General features: G+C 36.1%; 11 protein-coding genes. 3 read left to right on the top strand and 8 right to left on the bottom strand.

The genetic code is table 11. The annotated features are described in order from the left end of the window. Nucleotides 1-88: 88 nt before the first annotated feature. From HM982_RS14305 to HM982_RS14275, 7 genes are all read right to left on the bottom strand, one after another. On the bottom strand, nt 89-883 hold the full coding sequence (locus HM982_RS14305) for a hypothetical protein (RefSeq protein ID WP_179353928.1): 795 nt from the start codon (nt 881-883) through the stop codon (nt 89-91). Between the two features lie 112 nt (nt 884-995). Further along, nucleotides 996-1,775 carry a DsbA family protein gene (locus HM982_RS14300; RefSeq protein WP_179353927.1) on the bottom strand — a complete coding sequence of 260 codons (780 nt, stop codon included), beginning with the start codon at nt 1,773-1,775 and terminating at the stop codon, nt 996-998. A gap of 70 nt (nt 1,776-1,845) precedes the next feature. Continuing rightward, nucleotides 1,846-5,349, bottom strand: coding sequence for a prolyl oligopeptidase family serine peptidase (locus HM982_RS14295; protein WP_179353926.1), 3,504 nt, complete (start codon nt 5,347-5,349; stop codon nt 1,846-1,848). A 262-nt stretch (nt 5,350-5,611) separates the two neighbouring features. Continuing rightward, nucleotides 5,612-6,514 (bottom strand): carbohydrate kinase family protein, encoded by a 903-nt coding sequence (locus HM982_RS14290; RefSeq protein ID WP_179353925.1) that lies wholly within the window; start codon nt 6,512-6,514, stop codon nt 5,612-5,614. Nucleotide 6,515: 1 nt separating this feature from the next. After that, on the bottom strand, nt 6,516-8,015 hold the full coding sequence (locus HM982_RS14285) for a mannitol dehydrogenase family protein (protein WP_179353924.1): 1,500 nt from the start codon (nt 8,013-8,015) through the stop codon (nt 6,516-6,518). After that, nucleotides 8,012-9,736, bottom strand: coding sequence for a purine-cytosine permease family protein (locus tag HM982_RS14280; RefSeq protein ID WP_179353923.1), 1,725 nt, complete (start codon nt 9,734-9,736; stop codon nt 8,012-8,014). Before HM982_RS14280 ends, HM982_RS14285 begins: the two co-directional genes overlap by 4 nt. A 78-nt stretch (nt 9,737-9,814) precedes the next feature. Continuing rightward, nucleotides 9,815-10,690, bottom strand: a complete 876-nt coding sequence (locus tag HM982_RS14275; protein ID WP_179353922.1) for a hypothetical protein — start codon at nt 10,688-10,690, stop codon at nt 9,815-9,817. A gap of 264 nt (nt 10,691-10,954) precedes the next feature. On the opposite strand from HM982_RS14275, the gene HM982_RS14270 reads away from it, so the two are divergent. The 3 genes from HM982_RS14270 (at nt 10,955) to HM982_RS14260 (ending at nt 14,175) form a co-directional block, all read left to right on the top strand. Further along, nucleotides 10,955-11,692, top strand: coding sequence for an NUDIX hydrolase (locus tag HM982_RS14270; RefSeq protein WP_179353921.1), 738 nt, complete (start codon nt 10,955-10,957; stop codon nt 11,690-11,692). A 54-nt stretch (nt 11,693-11,746) separates the two neighbouring features. Continuing rightward, nucleotides 11,747-12,184, top strand: a complete 438-nt coding sequence (locus tag HM982_RS14265; RefSeq protein WP_179353920.1) for a TlpA family protein disulfide reductase — start codon at nt 11,747-11,749, stop codon at nt 12,182-12,184. Nucleotides 12,185-12,339: 155 nt separating this feature from the next. Next, nucleotides 12,340-14,175 (top strand): collagen-binding domain-containing protein, encoded by a 1,836-nt coding sequence (locus HM982_RS14260; protein ID WP_179353919.1) that lies wholly within the window; start codon nt 12,340-12,342, stop codon nt 14,173-14,175. A 110-nt stretch (nt 14,176-14,285) separates the two neighbouring features. Here the strand turns inward: HM982_RS14260 and HM982_RS14255 are convergent, their stop codons facing one another. Beyond that, a complete protein-coding gene (locus tag HM982_RS14255) occupies nt 14,286-16,082 on the bottom strand; it encodes an AMP-dependent synthetase/ligase (RefSeq protein ID WP_179353918.1) in 1,797 nt (598 codons plus the stop codon). Between the last annotated feature and the right edge of the window lie 34 nt (nt 16,083-16,116).

Here is a 16,116-nt window from a genome sequence, read left to right as displayed (position 1 = left end):
GGCTAACCCAAGTCATTCACGTATCAAGCCCGTTTGATACTCAAATCAAAGCCATTAATAAAAGAAATTATAATCTAGAGCCACCACCTTAAATAACAGCGATACACTGCATAGCTTGTGGTATGGCGTAACAAGCATAGCCTTGGTCTTGCTGTTTTAAATAAGCAATGCCTAACCATACCGTTATAGCCACGTCGGTTAAAATGCCATTTATAGTGGGCGCTTGCCATTGTAGCTCAAGATCAGTAGCGGCGGCATCTATTGCTAATGCTAGACTTTGTACCGTGCCACCAAGGCTTTGTTGTTCGGGATGTGCTGCTGTGTAAGCCTGTAAACTTGGCTGCCATTGTAATTTAGAAACACAACTTATAGCTACCGTCAGTTGATAATGGCTCGCTTTTTTGGGAACACTATAATGTAAGTGTGCTGAGCTTTCTAAACACCTTATTGTAACTAAAGTCCGCTGTGTATTAGACGTCACTTTGGGGGTTGCCTGGTATAACTGCTCAAACGCTAAGTCCTTATTCAGTTGAAAGCCTATAAGCGCTGCCGGATTATTAAAAAGATGGGCCTCCCTTTCTCCTAATGCACCACTCCCCTTTTGAATAATTTTACGGCAACAACCGGTTAAACGGCTTGCCATATGCTGGTGTTTAAACTGTATAGCCTTGTCACCTAAACCTTTCCTCAAAGCTTTAGATAATTGTGATGCTGCTGCAAATTCTTGGTTATTACCTTTTACCTTGGCATAAGCCGGATCGTTAGCAATACGCTCGCGAGACGGCCCAACAGCTTTGCGCACAATGTATTGCCCATTCAGCTTGTAAAAGCATTGGCCATTTAAAGTACCTACGAGTTTTAAGATCCCCTTTTGTCTAGACATCTGGTGTTAAGTTGCTTAGCACCTACAAGTTAGTAAAAAAAAAGAGGGCAGCAAGAACCAAGAATCTAGAATTAAAAAAGGATAAGGAGTACTTGCTAGGTAATAAGGGGTATTAATCGTTTTTGCTTTTCAATTTTTGAATCGCCGCTTTTAAGTCTTCAAATTCGGTATAACCACTAGCAATAGTATACAATTGATCGTTATGCCTATAGATAATAGATGGAAATCCACGGACTCCCAATTCTCTACTTTTTATAAAATCGTTTTGGGTAGCCACTTTCATGCTCTCAGAACTAAATGTATCACTAAAGGTCTTAAAATCGATATCTAGTTTTTCGCAAATCACTTTATAAAAGTCTAATTGCTTAGGATCCTTAGATTCTACATAAAAATAATACTGTACCAGTTCATAAAACGTCAAAGTTTTATCTGGTGCTATTGTTCTAACGGTAATTACGGCTCTACAAGCGGGTTCGGTATCGTAATTAAAGTCGTCTTTTTTAAATATGGAAAAATTAAAAGGTTGACCAGATGTTTCATTAACCTGATGCCAATGGTGTTCTAAAAAACGCTTAAAAGATTTACTCCAGTCTTGACCTCCACCAGGTCGTAAGCCGCCCATAACGAGATTGAATTTTATGTGTTCTTGGGTCGCATAACGTTCTAAAGCGTTTATCTGTGGAGAAATTCCCCAACACCAGCTGCACATAGGGTCACCAATATAAAAGAGCTCTTCGTCATCGTTCCATTCAATATCCTTTTCTGTAGCTTCAAAATCTGGTATTTCACAAAGACCAGTGATCGGGTCGCATTGAACTAAGATTTGTTCTTCCTGACTTATGGTTTTCGAATTGTAACCAAAGGCTAATATTAGGGCAAAAAAATATCTCATTAAGGTTTAATTTATTTAATGTAAAAATACGAACTCTTTTAAACCTAGTATAATTTTAACTATAACCCGCTTATTCTGAACGTTTACTTAATTGCTCAAACTCAAAAATTAAAGCCAATTTATAAGCACTATCTCTAAAGCCAGCAAATCTTCCCGAACCACCAGAATGGCCATTAGAAAAGTCGGTTTGAAGTAACAATACGTTATCATCGGTTTTAGTAGCTCTTAATTTAGCGACCATTTTAGCAGGTTCCCAATACCCTACTCTAGTATCATTGAGCCCCGTGAAGAACAATAGATGAGGATAGTTTTGTGCTTTTACATTATCATAAGGACTATACGACTTAATATAATTATAGTCTTTTTTAATTTTAGGATTACCCCACTCTTCAAATTCACCCACAGTTAAGGGGAGTTTTTCATCTAACATAGTGTTAATGACATCTACAAACGGCACATCTAAAATAACGGTGTTAAATAGTTCTGGGCGTTCATTAACCACGGCTCCCATAAGTAAACCGCCAGCGCTTCCGCCTTGGGCTACAATACTACCTGGTTTGGCATAGTTTTCTGCAATAAGATAGTCGGCACAGGCTATAAAATCTGAAAAGGTGTTTTTCTTGTTAAACAGCTTGCCGTCTTCGTACCATTCATTTCCCATATCGTCACCACCTCTAATATGTGCAATGGCATACACATATCCGGCATTAACCAAATGGTACACTGTTGGGCCGTTCGGAATACTTTGTCCTGAGCCATAAGAACCGTAAGAGGTTAAATACACCTTATGATTATTATTTTTGTTGCTATTGTATTTATTTCTAATTAAGGTAAGCGGAATACGTTGGCCATCTTTAGCCGTCACCCATTTGCGTTCTACCACATATTTAAAATATGGTATGCCAAGGGGTTTGCTGTGTTGTTTAACCAGGCGTTTCTTTTTGGTGCCCATATGATACTTATACGTGGTTAGTGGCGTTTCAAAAGAACTGTAGCTGAATTGTAAGCTATCGGTTGCGAAATCTGGATTATAACCCAGGCTAATATTGTAAAAGTCTTCTTTTAGTTTAATAACATGACTCTTTTGTGTGGTTTGATTTATGATTTTAAGGCGCGATTGTGCGTCTTCTTTTTCATTAATAACAAGATAGTTGTCAAAGACCTGTAAACCTTGAATTAACACGCCTTTTTGATGTGGAATAATGTCGGTCCATTTGCCTTTAGACAAGTCTGCTACAGGAACAGTGGCAATTTTATAGTTGAGTGCGTTTTTATTAGTGACGATATAAAACAAATCTTGATAATGAGCCACGCCATATAAATGGTCTTTTTCTCGGGGTTGAATAACTTTAAAGTCCCCCATGGGATCAGCCGTTTTTAAATACCAGATTTCTGAAGACGTGCTGCTGCTAGCACTTAAGAATATATAATCTTTAGACTTTGATTTCTGAATACTAACACTAAACATGGGGTCTTTTTCTTCGTAGATAACGGCATCGGTTTTAGCATCAGTTCCTAAAACATGGCGCATAATTTTTGAAGCTCTATAGGTGCCTTTTTCAATGTCTACATACAAAAAGGTGTTGTTGTCTAACCAAGTCATACTACCGACACCAGTGATTGAATCGGTTAAAAAAGCGCGGTTGGTAAGGTCTTTTATTTTTAGAGTGTATTCATCCGTTCCGGTTGTGTTTTCGTAGACGGCTACGCGTTGGTTATCTGGACTCACAGCCCCTAAACTAGCCTTGTAATAATCTCTTTCTTTGGCTAGTTCATTAACGTTGAGTAGTTCTTCGGGTAGGGTATCATTAGCAATAGCTTTTCTATAGTAGATGGGATACTCATCCTCTTCGCTATAAGTAACATAATAGCTATAACCATTTCGTTCTACTGGTAACGAGCTGGTGTTTTTTTCAACCTTACTTACAAGTAGTTTATAGAGGTTCCGCTGTGCTTTTTTTAGTGGAATAGTATAGTTGTCAGTAAAGTTGTTTTCCTGACGGAGATAATCCATTACCGGTTCATTGTTCTTAGGTGCTTTGGTGTCTTTTAACCAAGCATAATTATCAGTATAGGTTTCCCCATGAATCTTGAAGCTATACGGTTCTATCTTAGCAATTGGTGCTGGCATAGTATCGTTTCGGAGGTGCTTATCTCTAAATTGTGTTTCAAGCGTTTTCTCAAATTCCATATCGCTCCTGATGATGGTATCTATGGTTGAAATGGGGTTTGTAGTGCTGTAGTTAGTCCAGAATTTGGTGTCGTAATCTAGGGGGTATTCATAAAGTTGATTAGACGAGGTATTGGCAAAATTATCGTCCTTAGAAAACTTCTTAACGTTTTCAGTCGTAATTGCTGTAGTTTTAAATTCTGAAATTGCCGAATAATAGGTTGTGGCTAAGCTGATGCTGTCTTTATAGATAAACTCATCCTCATGGCGAAGATTATCGATATAATACAGGTGGCCTTTTTTCTTAAAGCGGACATCTAGTTTAAAATCAAAATGCTTTACCTGGTTAAATTTATAGCCACAGAAGTATTCTTTGAGTTGATTAGGCACTACACACTCATAACGTACAATCGCTAAATCCGTTTGGTTGATATAAATTTTGCCTTTTAGTAGTTTGCGGTTGTTGGCTTTAAGCCATTGTCTTCGGTTTCTTGGGTTGGGTGATGCTAAATCGTCTAAGTCTGCTTTGGTGGTTTTAGTATGAAACTCTAATACGTATAACCAATTTCCGGTAGCGCTATCTAGTTCTTCTGAAACGGTATAGTCAAAGTCACGCGTGGCTTTTTTACCCAGAAAACTCTGTTGGTATTTTACTCTGTTTCTAGCAAACAAGCCTAAAGGACCTCCTTGAATGTTAGCGTTAAAATTGCGTTTACTTAAATTACTACTTGAACGTGAATTGATGATGTTTACCTGTTCGTCTTTTAAGGTTTGATGATGAAAATGAATACGGTGTAATGCATTATCACTAAAGCTAAATGTACCTACACTCATTGAAAAATCGTAAGGGCTTTGGTAATCTCTCCATTTGTATTTCTTTTTACGATAAGGTGCTTCGTAATACTCACCAACCGCATCGGTATATTTAATGTAGACACCATTTTCTTTCATGGTTTCACGATAATAGCCTGTTAACAGTATGGGATTACTAGTGTAATTATCGGGTATGTTTTTTATAGCTTTTCGTAATATAGATTTGGCACTTGGGAGTTTCTTTTGTTTTTCAACTAAAACTTCATCTAGTGAGACCGCCTCCGGTGTCATACCAAAGACGTGTTTATTTTTTGCTTTAAAATTGGTGACGCTTAAGTTTAAATCTTGAAAGCCTAAATAACTTAGCGTAATGGTGTAGGTGTCGAACTTTTTAGGAATAGTAATTTGAAATTTCCCATCGCCATCTGTAACGGTTCCTAAACCCACTTTATCTATTTTTAGGTAGGCATATGGTAATGGTGTACCGTCGGTTTTATCTACTATAGTTCCTGTAACAGTTTCTGGAAGCGTGTTGTTAGCTGGTTGATTTTGGTGTTGCGCTTGGGCGAAAGTCGCTATAATAAATAGCAAAAGTAAAAGCGGTTTTGATGTCATGATTGATGGATTGATGGATTGACCGTTAAGGTTTTGATACTGTAATAATAAGCGCTTAAAATTAACCTCGATTTATAAATAACATTTTTTTATGATAAAAAATGGCATTTGTTAGAGTTTGGTTGAAGATATATTGAGGTTGTTAGAGGCTGTTTTAGAGAGCTTTTTTTCTTTATAAAAAGAAAAAAGCTTTAAGAAACATCTTAAAGCTTTTAATAATTGAACTGCTATTAATCAACTATTTATCACAAAACGTATTATTAGGGGTCATAAATTTTGCGATATCTTCTTGAGATATATTAGGGTTTGCCCCTTCACTGCCAGCCACTAATGCCCCCGCAGCACAGGCATAATCTATGGCCTCTTGTGGACTATTTTTTTGGAGTAGTTTATTTATTAAGGTGGCTAAAAAGGAATCGCCAGCACCAACGGTATCTACAACTTTAATTTGGTAGCCTTTATTATAATAAAAGGTCTCGTTATAATATAAAATAGCACCATGGCCTCCTTTAGTAACACATATACTTGCGGTGTCCATTTGTTTAGCTATAAACTGTATATTCTCTTCTAGGCTTTCCGATTTGAAATGCATGCTTTCTGCAATTTCAAAAATCTCATCGTCATTAAATTTTATAAATTCGGCTGCATACATTAATTCATTTAAAACTTCTATGGTATAATGCGGGGCTCTTAAATTGATATCTAAGATTTTATACTTCGCCACTTCTAGTAGTTTATATAAGGTAGCCCGAGAGGTCATATCTCTAGCTACTAGGCTTCCAAATATAAAGGCATCGGCTTGCTGCGTTGTTTTTAAAGCCGTTTCTGTAACTTGAAGATTGTCCCAAGCACGATTGACATTAATGGTATAGGTTGCTGAGCCTGATTGGTCTAAAATCACATCGACTTCACCAGTTTCTAGTGTTGCATCAATTTGAATATTTTTTGTATTAACCCCATTGGCTTTAATAAAATCGGCAATTTCTTCCCCTTTGGGATCGTCACCAATTCGGGTAATTATAGACACGTTATTGCCTAGAGATTGCAAGCGTAACGCTACATTTAAAGGCGCTCCTCCTATTTTTTTGTGTGTAGGAAACACATCCCACAACACTTCACCAAAACACACTATATTTTTCATTTTAGATGTCATTTAAAACGTTACTATTCATGTCCTTTACGGATTTTTCAATACCATTTTGAACGATGTTTTGATACGCCGCAGTATAGGCTTCAACAAAGCTCGGTTGGTTTTTAAGTGTACCAAAAATGGTTTCAATCTCTAAGAAAGCAGTTGGATTATTTTGGGAAGCAATAGCTTTTTCGTTTAACTCCGATGCCATAGCATCTTTAATAATGAGTTGTGTACCAAATTCATTTTGCCCTAAGCTATATACCGCAAATGCCGCTACCATAAAAGCCGCATGATTAATAGCACCGTTTTGTTCGAGTTGTGCATAAACGGTTGGTAAAATAAAAATGGGAAATTTAGCCGAACTCTCCGAACAAATTCTTTCTATTTGGTCTTTGATATAGGTATTTCCGAAACGCTGAATCAAGGAGAACTTGTAATTTTTAAGGTTAACACCTTCTAAATTTCCTAGGGTTGGTGTCACTTCATTACCCATATAAATTCTTAAAAACGAACTGATATCGGCATTGCTAGCTGCTTCATCAATAGTAGAATACCCATATAAGGCTCCGAGAATTCCTAATACAGAGTGCCCAGCATTAAGTAAACTTAATTTCATTTTTTCATAAGGTACTACGTCTTTTACAAACTGCGCGCCCACGGTTTCCCAAGCGGGTCTACCTGCTATAAAATCATCTTCAATCACCCATTGTTTAAAGGGTTCACAAACTACTGGCCAAGCATCCTCAATACCCGAGGTTTGCTTTAAGGTTTCAATGTCTAATGCCGATGTTGCTGGTGTAATACGGTCCACCATTGCATTTGGAAAAGAGACGTTGCTTGCTATCCAGTCTAACAATTCAGGTTCTGCTTTAGTTACATAACTCTCTAGCATTCTTTTTGCCATGTGTCCATTACCTTGGATATTATCACAAGATTGAATGGTAATCCCTTTTAATCCGCGTTCTTTTCGGAGTTTCAAGGCTTGTGTTAAATAACCAAAAATGGTTTTTGGTGCATTAGGATGTTCTAAATCATGTTGAATTAAGGGGTTTTCAAAATCAAATGACTTAGTCGCTTCGTTGTAATTATAGCCGCCTTCTGTTATGGTTAAAGATATGATTTTAACCTCTGGGCTCGCCATTTTTTCTATAACCTTATTGGGGTTTTCGGGAGCATATAAATAGTCTGTAATAGCACCAATTACACGTTTGGTATGTGTACCATCTAATTCTTTAATAATTAAGGTATATAAACCATCTTGTTCCTTTAGGGTCTTATAGATTTTGGTGTCGAAATCTAATAAAGCCACCCCACAGATACCCCAATCGGTAATGGATTCATCTTGTAATAATTGGTCGGTGTAAAACGCTTCATGTGCACGGTGAAAGCCACCAATACCGACATGAACAATACCTGTTTTTAGCTGTCCTCTATTATAAGTAGGACAAGGGATTACTTTAGAAATTTCAGCTAAATTCTTTTGGTTAAGTTGGATTAAGTTTTTCATGATAATGCGATGTTTTTCGTTTTTCCGCGTTTGAGCGCCCAATACGCAGAGATAAAATATATTATGGTACAAATGAAGGCGTAATCATAGAATTGTTCTCTGTTTTGAATGTATAGCTCTTCGTTTGCGCTTCCAAATAAGACGATACAGCCGAGAACAACAGTAATGATTAAAGCCAATAAAGAGATGATATGCAATACTTTAGTAAGTAAGGATTTGTCCTTAACAGGAATAATATCCTTTTCTGCTTGTTGTTCTTGAAATTTTTGAATATTACTATTGCGTAATTTTTCTTTTGCTTCCGCTTCAGGATATTTGTTTTTCGCCCCATATCTTCCCGCTAAAACCGTATAAATAATAATGGTAAATACCCAAGTTGGTAAAAACAGATAGAAGAATGACATGACATCTAGTGCGTTTAGTCCAAAACCAAAAACAAGTCCAAGTGCCCAAGAGGCAACAGCAGGTGTGCTAAATGTTAATTGGCGGAAGTGTAACCAATATCTGGTATAGCCAATACGAGGGAATATTTGATGTTCTGCAAATACAATAGCACCTACAGGAACTACTAATAAGCCTGCATAAGTCAGTAAGGGCAGCATTTGAGAAAATACAAAAGGAAAACAAGCCACTATCATGGTAACTAAACCAACTATTATGGTTGTTTTTTTACGCGAATGGTTTGTGAATATGGCCTGTGCAGCTAAGCCCGCACGATACAAGTTCGCTACAGCAGTAGTCCAGCCTGCAACGATAACAATCACAAATCCCGACCAACCTAAAGCATAATAGGCCACGTCACCTGGATCAAGTTCTACGATAGATTTTCCAATGATTACCGCTGCACCAGCCCCCATAATTCCGGCAGAAATCCAAGCGACATAATGACCAAACATCATCCCTGTACTTGTGGCCAGTCCGTATGATTTCTTTTTCGCGAAGCGGAATAAAGCCATATCGATAAGTCCAAAGTGGGTGATCGTATTTGCCGCCCAAGCAAAACCAATCACTTCGGTAAGGCCAATTCCTGGTTCGCCATCACTGTTAATCCCTGTCCATATGGATTGGTTACCCAAGGCAATAAAATCACTCCATCCACTCGGGATGGTCTTTTCTAAAACCTCAATAGATAAAGCTGGTAATAATACAAAAGCCCCACAAGTAAACATGACGAATAGCCATGGTGCACAAATACCAGCAAACTCGGATACGGCTTTAAAACCATAAATGGCAATCGAAACCACAACAGATCCTACAATAAGTACAATAAGTACAAACCAAGGATTGGTAGGATGCCAATTTAATTGTGGTGGAATATTAAACGCAAACCGAACGGCTGTTGCGGACACTGTAATCATAGCTGCAGAAATGACTGTAAAAATGATGACATTAGCCCAGTTGTAGAGTTTGGTCATAGAATCGCCTGCAATTTTATTGAGGTAGGTATACAGACTTAAACGGGTGTCTACAGCTATGGGTGATGTTATTAAGGTCCAACTTATAACGGCTAATATGTTACCTATTAATAAGCCTAATAAGATATCTTTTGTAGTTGCTCCTAAAGCTACAAAAGTTGCTCCAATTACAAATTCAGTTGCAGCGACGTGTTCTGCAGCATATATACCAGCAAAGTGTGTCCAATTGTGTAGTTTATTTTTGGCTATTGGTAATTGTTCTACTTTGAGGTTTTGGAACTGTTGAAAATCATTGGATGTGTCCATATTATAATATATTGAAATTAGCAGTTAGTGTCTTTACTGATATTAAGAAATAGCAAAAATTGCAGTCCTTATTTTGTTTTAAAAAATTGTGATATCTAATTGTAGAACCGTTTTTTGCTTTTCGGGATTCCACATTGCCGTAACTTCTGCAGGGATTTTTAGCTTCCCTAAATTTATCTTGTCATTTAAACTAGCACCTACATTAATTATATTGCCTTGAGCTTCTGTATAAAATGTTTTATCTGTAATAAAAGACCACGCGCCACCGACAAAAAGCGCTAGTTTATAATCGTCTTTTTCCCAAACTTTACTTTTTATTTCAAAATAATGTGTCCAAGAGTTTTCTAATTCACCGTTGGCTTTAATTTCATAATCTCCTGAGCCTCCTCCTAGTATAGTTGCAAGATATAATGCTGTATTTTTAGAAACATTAAGGCCAAAATTTAAATCCACAAAATTGTACCCCTGATCTCTATCGTAACTCCAATAGCGTAATTTATCTCCTCGTTCTTCAACGCCTGTGAAATTATTATGTGAAACGGCTTCAACAAAGACATTATCTGAAATGCGATACTTGGCATAAATAGACACCTCTTGATAATTAGCACTGACATTGTCTCCTGTATTAATATTAACAACATCAATATTGGTTAAGCCAGCGCCTCCCCATAATCCTAATGTCAGTTTAGAATTACGTGAATTATACTCTAAACTTGTTGCGAAAATGGCGCCTGGATGCACAACAAATCCATGCCAAGTGTGCATGTTTTTGATATGAGCACTCATGCTAAATGGCTTATACTCATCTTGCGACTCTACTTCTTTTTCTTGAGCTGAGATTAAATTAACTCCAAAAAAGAATACACAACTTAGCATTAATAAAAATAAACTTCCCAATTTTTGAGTCGTGTTGTCTACTTTGTTTTTAACCGAAAAGGGTTTTGAATTTTTCATTTTACAAGATTCAAATCATTTAAAAACTACAAACGTCATTTTTACGTTTATTTTTCAAATGTATTATAAAAAAATCATAAAACACTATAAATCAAAAAAAATGTGTGTTAAATTATTTAATATCTATACTATATTGATATAATCATATATTAAAACCATATGTGTTTGGTGTTAATTATTAGTGTAAATATGACGTTTAATAAAAATTATACTATCTTAGATGCCATCAAAAATAAATTTCTATTTTTGGGTTAGAATTACATTATGGAGTCAGAAAAAATATTAAATATATCTGTAGATTGTGTTGTTTTTGGGTATGATACAAATACAAAATCTTTAAATGTGTTGTTGATAAAACGCTACTTAGCCTCAAAAACTACCAATGAGGTTTTGGTGGATGATTTTGTCTTAACAGGCTATCATGTCTATAAAACAGAGACTTTAGATGACACCGCGACTCGGGTATTAAAAGAATTAACCGGTTTAACAGGGCAATACAAAAAGCAGTTTAAAGCCTTTGGTGACCCTGATCGTCTATTGCATCCTAAAGATATTATTTGGATTGAAAATGCGGAATTCAATTTAAGAACCACAACCATAGCCTATTATTTTTTATTAAACACCGAGGATGTTGATTTAGAAACTAACAAAAATGACGCGCGATGGTTTCCTGTAAACAATTTACCAGAATTAGGGTTTGATCATGAACAAATTATATTAGAAGCCTACGAGGATTTAAAAGTGAAATGCTTATCGGAGCCTATTATATTTGAGTTGCTCCCCGACAAGTTTACCATAAATGAAGTGCAAGATGTATATCAGTCTATATTAGGCATTGAAATCGATAATCGAAACTTTAGAAGAAAGCTAATCAATAAAAAATACATTATTGCTCTTGATGAAAAGCAAGTAGGTGTGTCTAAAAAACCGGCACAGTTATATATGTTTAGTCGTGAGGTCTATGATAAAGTCTTTCAAAAAAATTATTTAATAAGTATTTAATGTTTGTTGATGTTATAAAAACAGCTACCTTCACTCTCGCCTATACCTTATAATATGACCAATCTTATCTCATCCATTACTGTTGTAGATCTAGACGGTATCGCTGTAGATTTAATGCAAACCTATAAGCACAAGATTCTATTGCTTATCATTTATAATAATGATTGTTTGGGTTGTACAGGGCGTGCTATCCCCTTAGCATATGAATTACAGCAGGCGTTTCCTAAAATACAAGTTGTAGGCATACATGCCGATTTTCCTGGGAGAGCAGCTACAAAGGCGAACATAAAAAGCATTTTTACTAGTGGTGAAATTCCGTTTCCTATTTATATCGATCAGCAACATCAGGTTTATGATCAATTTAAATCGGAAGGCACACCGCAATGGCTACTTATTTCTGAGCAGGGCGAACTTTTTCGGTCTATATTTGGTTCTCAAGCCAATGCCCAAAACCGTTTGTATTACGCTTTAGAAAGTTTGGTACAGCATTAGTTGTCTCATAACTCCTAAGGTCCGTTTAGCATTATTTATTATTCTCCTCTATCGATTTATGACTTAGCGTGCTATTCATCGAATATCCGACAAACGACAGGTAAATTACGTTCAAATTGTTATTTTTGATATACTTAACCTACAAATAACTTTATATGAAAACAAGAATTTTACTTTTAAATTTTGTTCTCTGCGCCTTATTATGTACTGCCCCTCATATGTTAGAAGCCCAGAACAATCCTATTAATCCCACTCAAGCCGCTACCGCTTTTAATGTTTTTACCGCTGGTGATGCCATAGCTGTAAAAACAGAATCTGAAGGTTCTTGGGCTGTTGGTGGTGATTTTACACTAGATGGCACCCTCAATATTTTTGGAGGTGTTAACCATTACAATGGCGATAATCAGCCAACCGCTTTAGTAGTCAACGGAAAGGTAAATTATGTCTCTGGCCGTTTACAAGTGCTAAATAACAACCATATTAAAATTGGCGATTTATCTACGAGCACTATTTTTGAATACGATATGAATAATGTGCTAAGTAATACTAGAATCACACCTACGGATGGTACTTATGACAGTACGCCTAGTATTACACTTACTACGTCTCAAAATACGACGTCAATTGCTGGTGATACCCAAATTGATTTTGAAGCTGCTTTTCAACAGTTTGAAACTATTTCAGATAATTTAAGCGCTTTAGACACCAATGTGTCTTGGACAGCAAACGAATTTAATCAAGGGAAACTATGGTTAGACTTGGTACCAAATACCACTAATGTTATTAACTTAACTGTAGCCGAATTTAATGGATTACAAGAAATTAAGTTTAATACTTTAGAGCCTTCTGAATCGACACCATTTATCATAAACATTACCGATGTTAGTGTGAGTCCCGATGAGATAACAATTAATAGTTGGCCAAATATTGTTGGAAGTCCTTTAAATTATGCACCATATATCTTGCATAATTTTTCAGCTGTTAGTTCTACAATTAATTATACAGGAGGTGCACAAATTTACGGTACTATTTACGCTCCGAAAGCACGATTTAATAATCGTAGTCACTTCAATATTGATGGACAGATTATATCTGCTATATTCGAACAAAATTCAGGTGAAGTTCACCCGTATATATTTGATACGGTTATTGATTTTCCTCCAGAAACACCTTCAGAAGAAATTTGCGACGGTATTGATAATGATGGCGATGGCTTAATAGATGAAGGTTTTGAAGATGTTGATGGTGATGGCGTTGCGGATTGTGTTGATAATTGTCCTGAAGTTTACAACCCTGACCAAACAGATGCAAACAACGATGGCGTTGGTGATGCTTGTGACGAACCTGAGCCTGAAGAAATTTGTGACGGTATCGATAATGATGGCGATGGTTTAATTGATGAAGGTTTTGAAGACCTTGATGGTGATGGTGTTGCCGATTGTATTGATAATTGTCCTGAAGTTTATAATCCTGACCAAACAGATGCAAACAACAATGGCGTTGGTGATGCTTGTGAGGAACTTGATCCTGAAGAAATTTGCGATGGTATCGATAATGATGGCGATGGTTTAATTGATGAAGGTTTTGAAGACCTTGATGGTGATGGTGTTGCCGATTGTATTGATAATTGTATTTATCATTATAATCCCGATCAATTAGATGCTGATGGCAATGGTATTGGTGATGTTTGTGATACTCCAGGAGGCGGAAGCGCTAGTTATAGAGGTGCTTTTAATGTAGATGCTTATCCTATTCCTTTTAAAGGCGTTGTTAACTTAGAGTATACATCAACGTCTGCAACAAACGCTACTATCGAAGTATTTGATGTTAGTGGACGTTTATTAAAACGTACACAAAATCCTATAACGAAAAACACAGAAGGCGGTGTTGTAGAACTAGACTTAAGTGATCATGATATAGAAAAACAAATCTTGTTTGTGCGCTTTACAACAAGTGAAGGTAGCGTTGTAAAACGAATCTTTTCTCATTAAATGAAGCGTTAACTTTAAAACATTACTTAATAAAAAAAGCGGTTATCTTATAAAGATAGCCGCTTTCTTATTTTAATGCTTTAGTGTTTTATAGCGCTAAAAAAACACGTTTATTCATCGTACATTTTATCAATAAGTGCTTTGTGTTTCTCTTGAATCACTTTTCGTTTGAGTTTTAAAGTTGCCGTAATTTCTCCAGTTTCAATGCTAAACTCTTTAGGTAATAAAGTGAATTTTTTAATTTTTTCAAATTTTGAAAACTCTTTCTGTAATTCTTCAAATCGCTTTTCAAAAAGATCTAAAATTTGATTATGGGTAATTAAATCTTCAACATCTTTAAAGCTAATTTTATACTCTTGAGCGTACTTCTTTAAATTATCAAAACTAGGAACAGCTAAGGCGGTCACATATTTTTGTTGGTCACCAATAACTGCAATTTGCTCTATAAATGAGTCTGTAATAAGGGCGTTTTCCAATTTCTGAGGCGCAATATATTTACCGCCCGAAGTTTTCATTAAATCTTTAATTCGATCCGTAATAATTAAGTTGCCTTTTTCGTCTATCTGACCGGCATCTCCTGTTTTAAACCATCCGTTTTCAAAGACAGCAGCGGTGGCTTCAGGTTTCTTATAATAACCTCTCATTACCCCAGGTCCTTTAACTAAGACCTCATTATTATCTCCTATTTTAATCTCAGTGCCTTCAATAGGTTTTCCGGCCGAATTAAATTCAAATTGAGTATCGCCAAAAAGGGTTGCAGTTGCTGTAGTTTCGGTTAACCCATAACCACATTTAATATTAAGCCCAAATGAATGAAAAAACGACACTAAATCTGCCGCTAAAGGTGCACCGCCACAAGGCATAAACTTTACACGTCCACCAAATACATCGCGTAATTTGCTCAATACTAGTTTATCGGCAATTATATACTTTAATTTTAAAGCTAGTGGTACTTTCTTTTCGAGTCGCTTGTGCTTGTTGTAATAATTATTACCGATGCCTAATGCCCAACTAGCGAGTTTCATTTTGGTAGGCGACGCTTCTTTTCTTTTATCTTGAATTGCAGCAAATATTTTTTCAAATATCCGAGGTACGGTACACATTACTGTGGGTTTAACCTCTTTAATGACATCCACAATTTTTTTAGGATCTTGATTAAAGTAGACCTCAATACCGTTTTTCAGACAAAAAAACACCCAACTGCGTTCGTAGATATGACTTAAGGGTAAAAAACTTAGTGATTTATCTTGATCTGTAAGGTCTAATTCAAAATCGTGCGCTGCTAAAGATCCCCCAAAATTATGATAATCTAACATGACGCCTTTAGGTTCACCTGTAGTTCCTGAGGTATAAATGATACTAGCGATGTCTTCAAGATCACATTCGTAATATCTTTTCTGAAGTTCTAGAGTAACTTGCTCAGAAGGTGTAAAAGCAACAAAATCTTCTAAATGAATAGAATTATCAGAAGGTTGAAGTTGAATTGTTTTAGTTAAGGCTACAATTAATTTTAAATGCTTAGAAGTTTCTAATAATTCGTAAGCTTTATCATATTCATTTTGATCACCAACAAAGAGGACACTAACTTCTGCATCATTAATGACATAAGCGACTTCTTGTTTTGAATTGGTGGCATAGATTGGTATCGTTACAGCTCTAATCCGCATTATAGCTGAATCTGCAATAATCCAATTCGGCATATTTTCTGAAAAAATAGCGACGTTTTGTTGTTCTGCTATCCCGTAATTTATGAGTGCTTTGGCCAATATCTCTATTCGAGATTCAAAATCTAACCACGTGATACCTTCCCATGTATTGCGTTCGTTATTTTTGTAATAGACCGCATTTTTAGTTGTAAAACGTTGGCTGTTTTCTTTTATTTCTTCTACTAAATGTTTGTAGTTCATTGCCTTATTATTGATTTTGTATTAATAAAGAACT

It is taken from the genome of Winogradskyella vidalii, assembly GCF_013403955.1.
Taxonomy (GTDB): Bacteria; Bacteroidota; Bacteroidia; order Flavobacteriales; family Flavobacteriaceae; genus Winogradskyella; species Winogradskyella vidalii.
This window is presented reverse-complemented; position numbering and strand designations above follow the sequence as displayed.

What these genes read in the sequence shown, in the direction of transcription:
- HM982_RS14305 (WP_179353928.1), bottom strand. Translation starts at nt 883, where the DNA reads ATGTCTAGACAAAAGGGGATCTTAAAACTCGTAGGTACTTTAAATGGC.
- HM982_RS14300 (WP_179353927.1), bottom strand. Translation starts at nt 1,775, where the DNA reads ATGAGATATTTTTTTGCCCTAATATTAGCCTTTGGTTACAATTCGAAA.
- HM982_RS14290 (WP_179353925.1), bottom strand. Translation starts at nt 6,514, where the DNA reads ATGAAAAATATAGTGTGTTTTGGTGAAGTGTTGTGGGATGTGTTTCCT.
- HM982_RS14285 (WP_179353924.1), bottom strand. Translation starts at nt 8,015, where the DNA reads ATGAAAAACTTAATCCAACTTAACCAAAAGAATTTAGCTGAAATTTCT.
- HM982_RS14280 (WP_179353923.1), bottom strand. Translation starts at nt 9,736, where the DNA reads ATGGACACATCCAATGATTTTCAACAGTTCCAAAACCTCAAAGTAGAA.
- HM982_RS14275 (WP_179353922.1), bottom strand. Translation starts at nt 10,690, where the DNA reads ATGAAAAATTCAAAACCCTTTTCGGTTAAAAACAAAGTAGACAACACG.
- HM982_RS14270 (WP_179353921.1), top strand. Translation starts at nt 10,955, where the DNA reads ATGGAGTCAGAAAAAATATTAAATATATCTGTAGATTGTGTTGTTTTT.
- HM982_RS14265 (WP_179353920.1), top strand. Translation starts at nt 11,747, where the DNA reads ATGACCAATCTTATCTCATCCATTACTGTTGTAGATCTAGACGGTATC.
- HM982_RS14260 (WP_179353919.1), top strand. Translation starts at nt 12,340, where the DNA reads ATGAAAACAAGAATTTTACTTTTAAATTTTGTTCTCTGCGCCTTATTA.
- HM982_RS14255 (WP_179353918.1), bottom strand. Translation starts at nt 16,082, where the DNA reads ATGAACTACAAACATTTAGTAGAAGAAATAAAAGAAAACAGCCAACGT.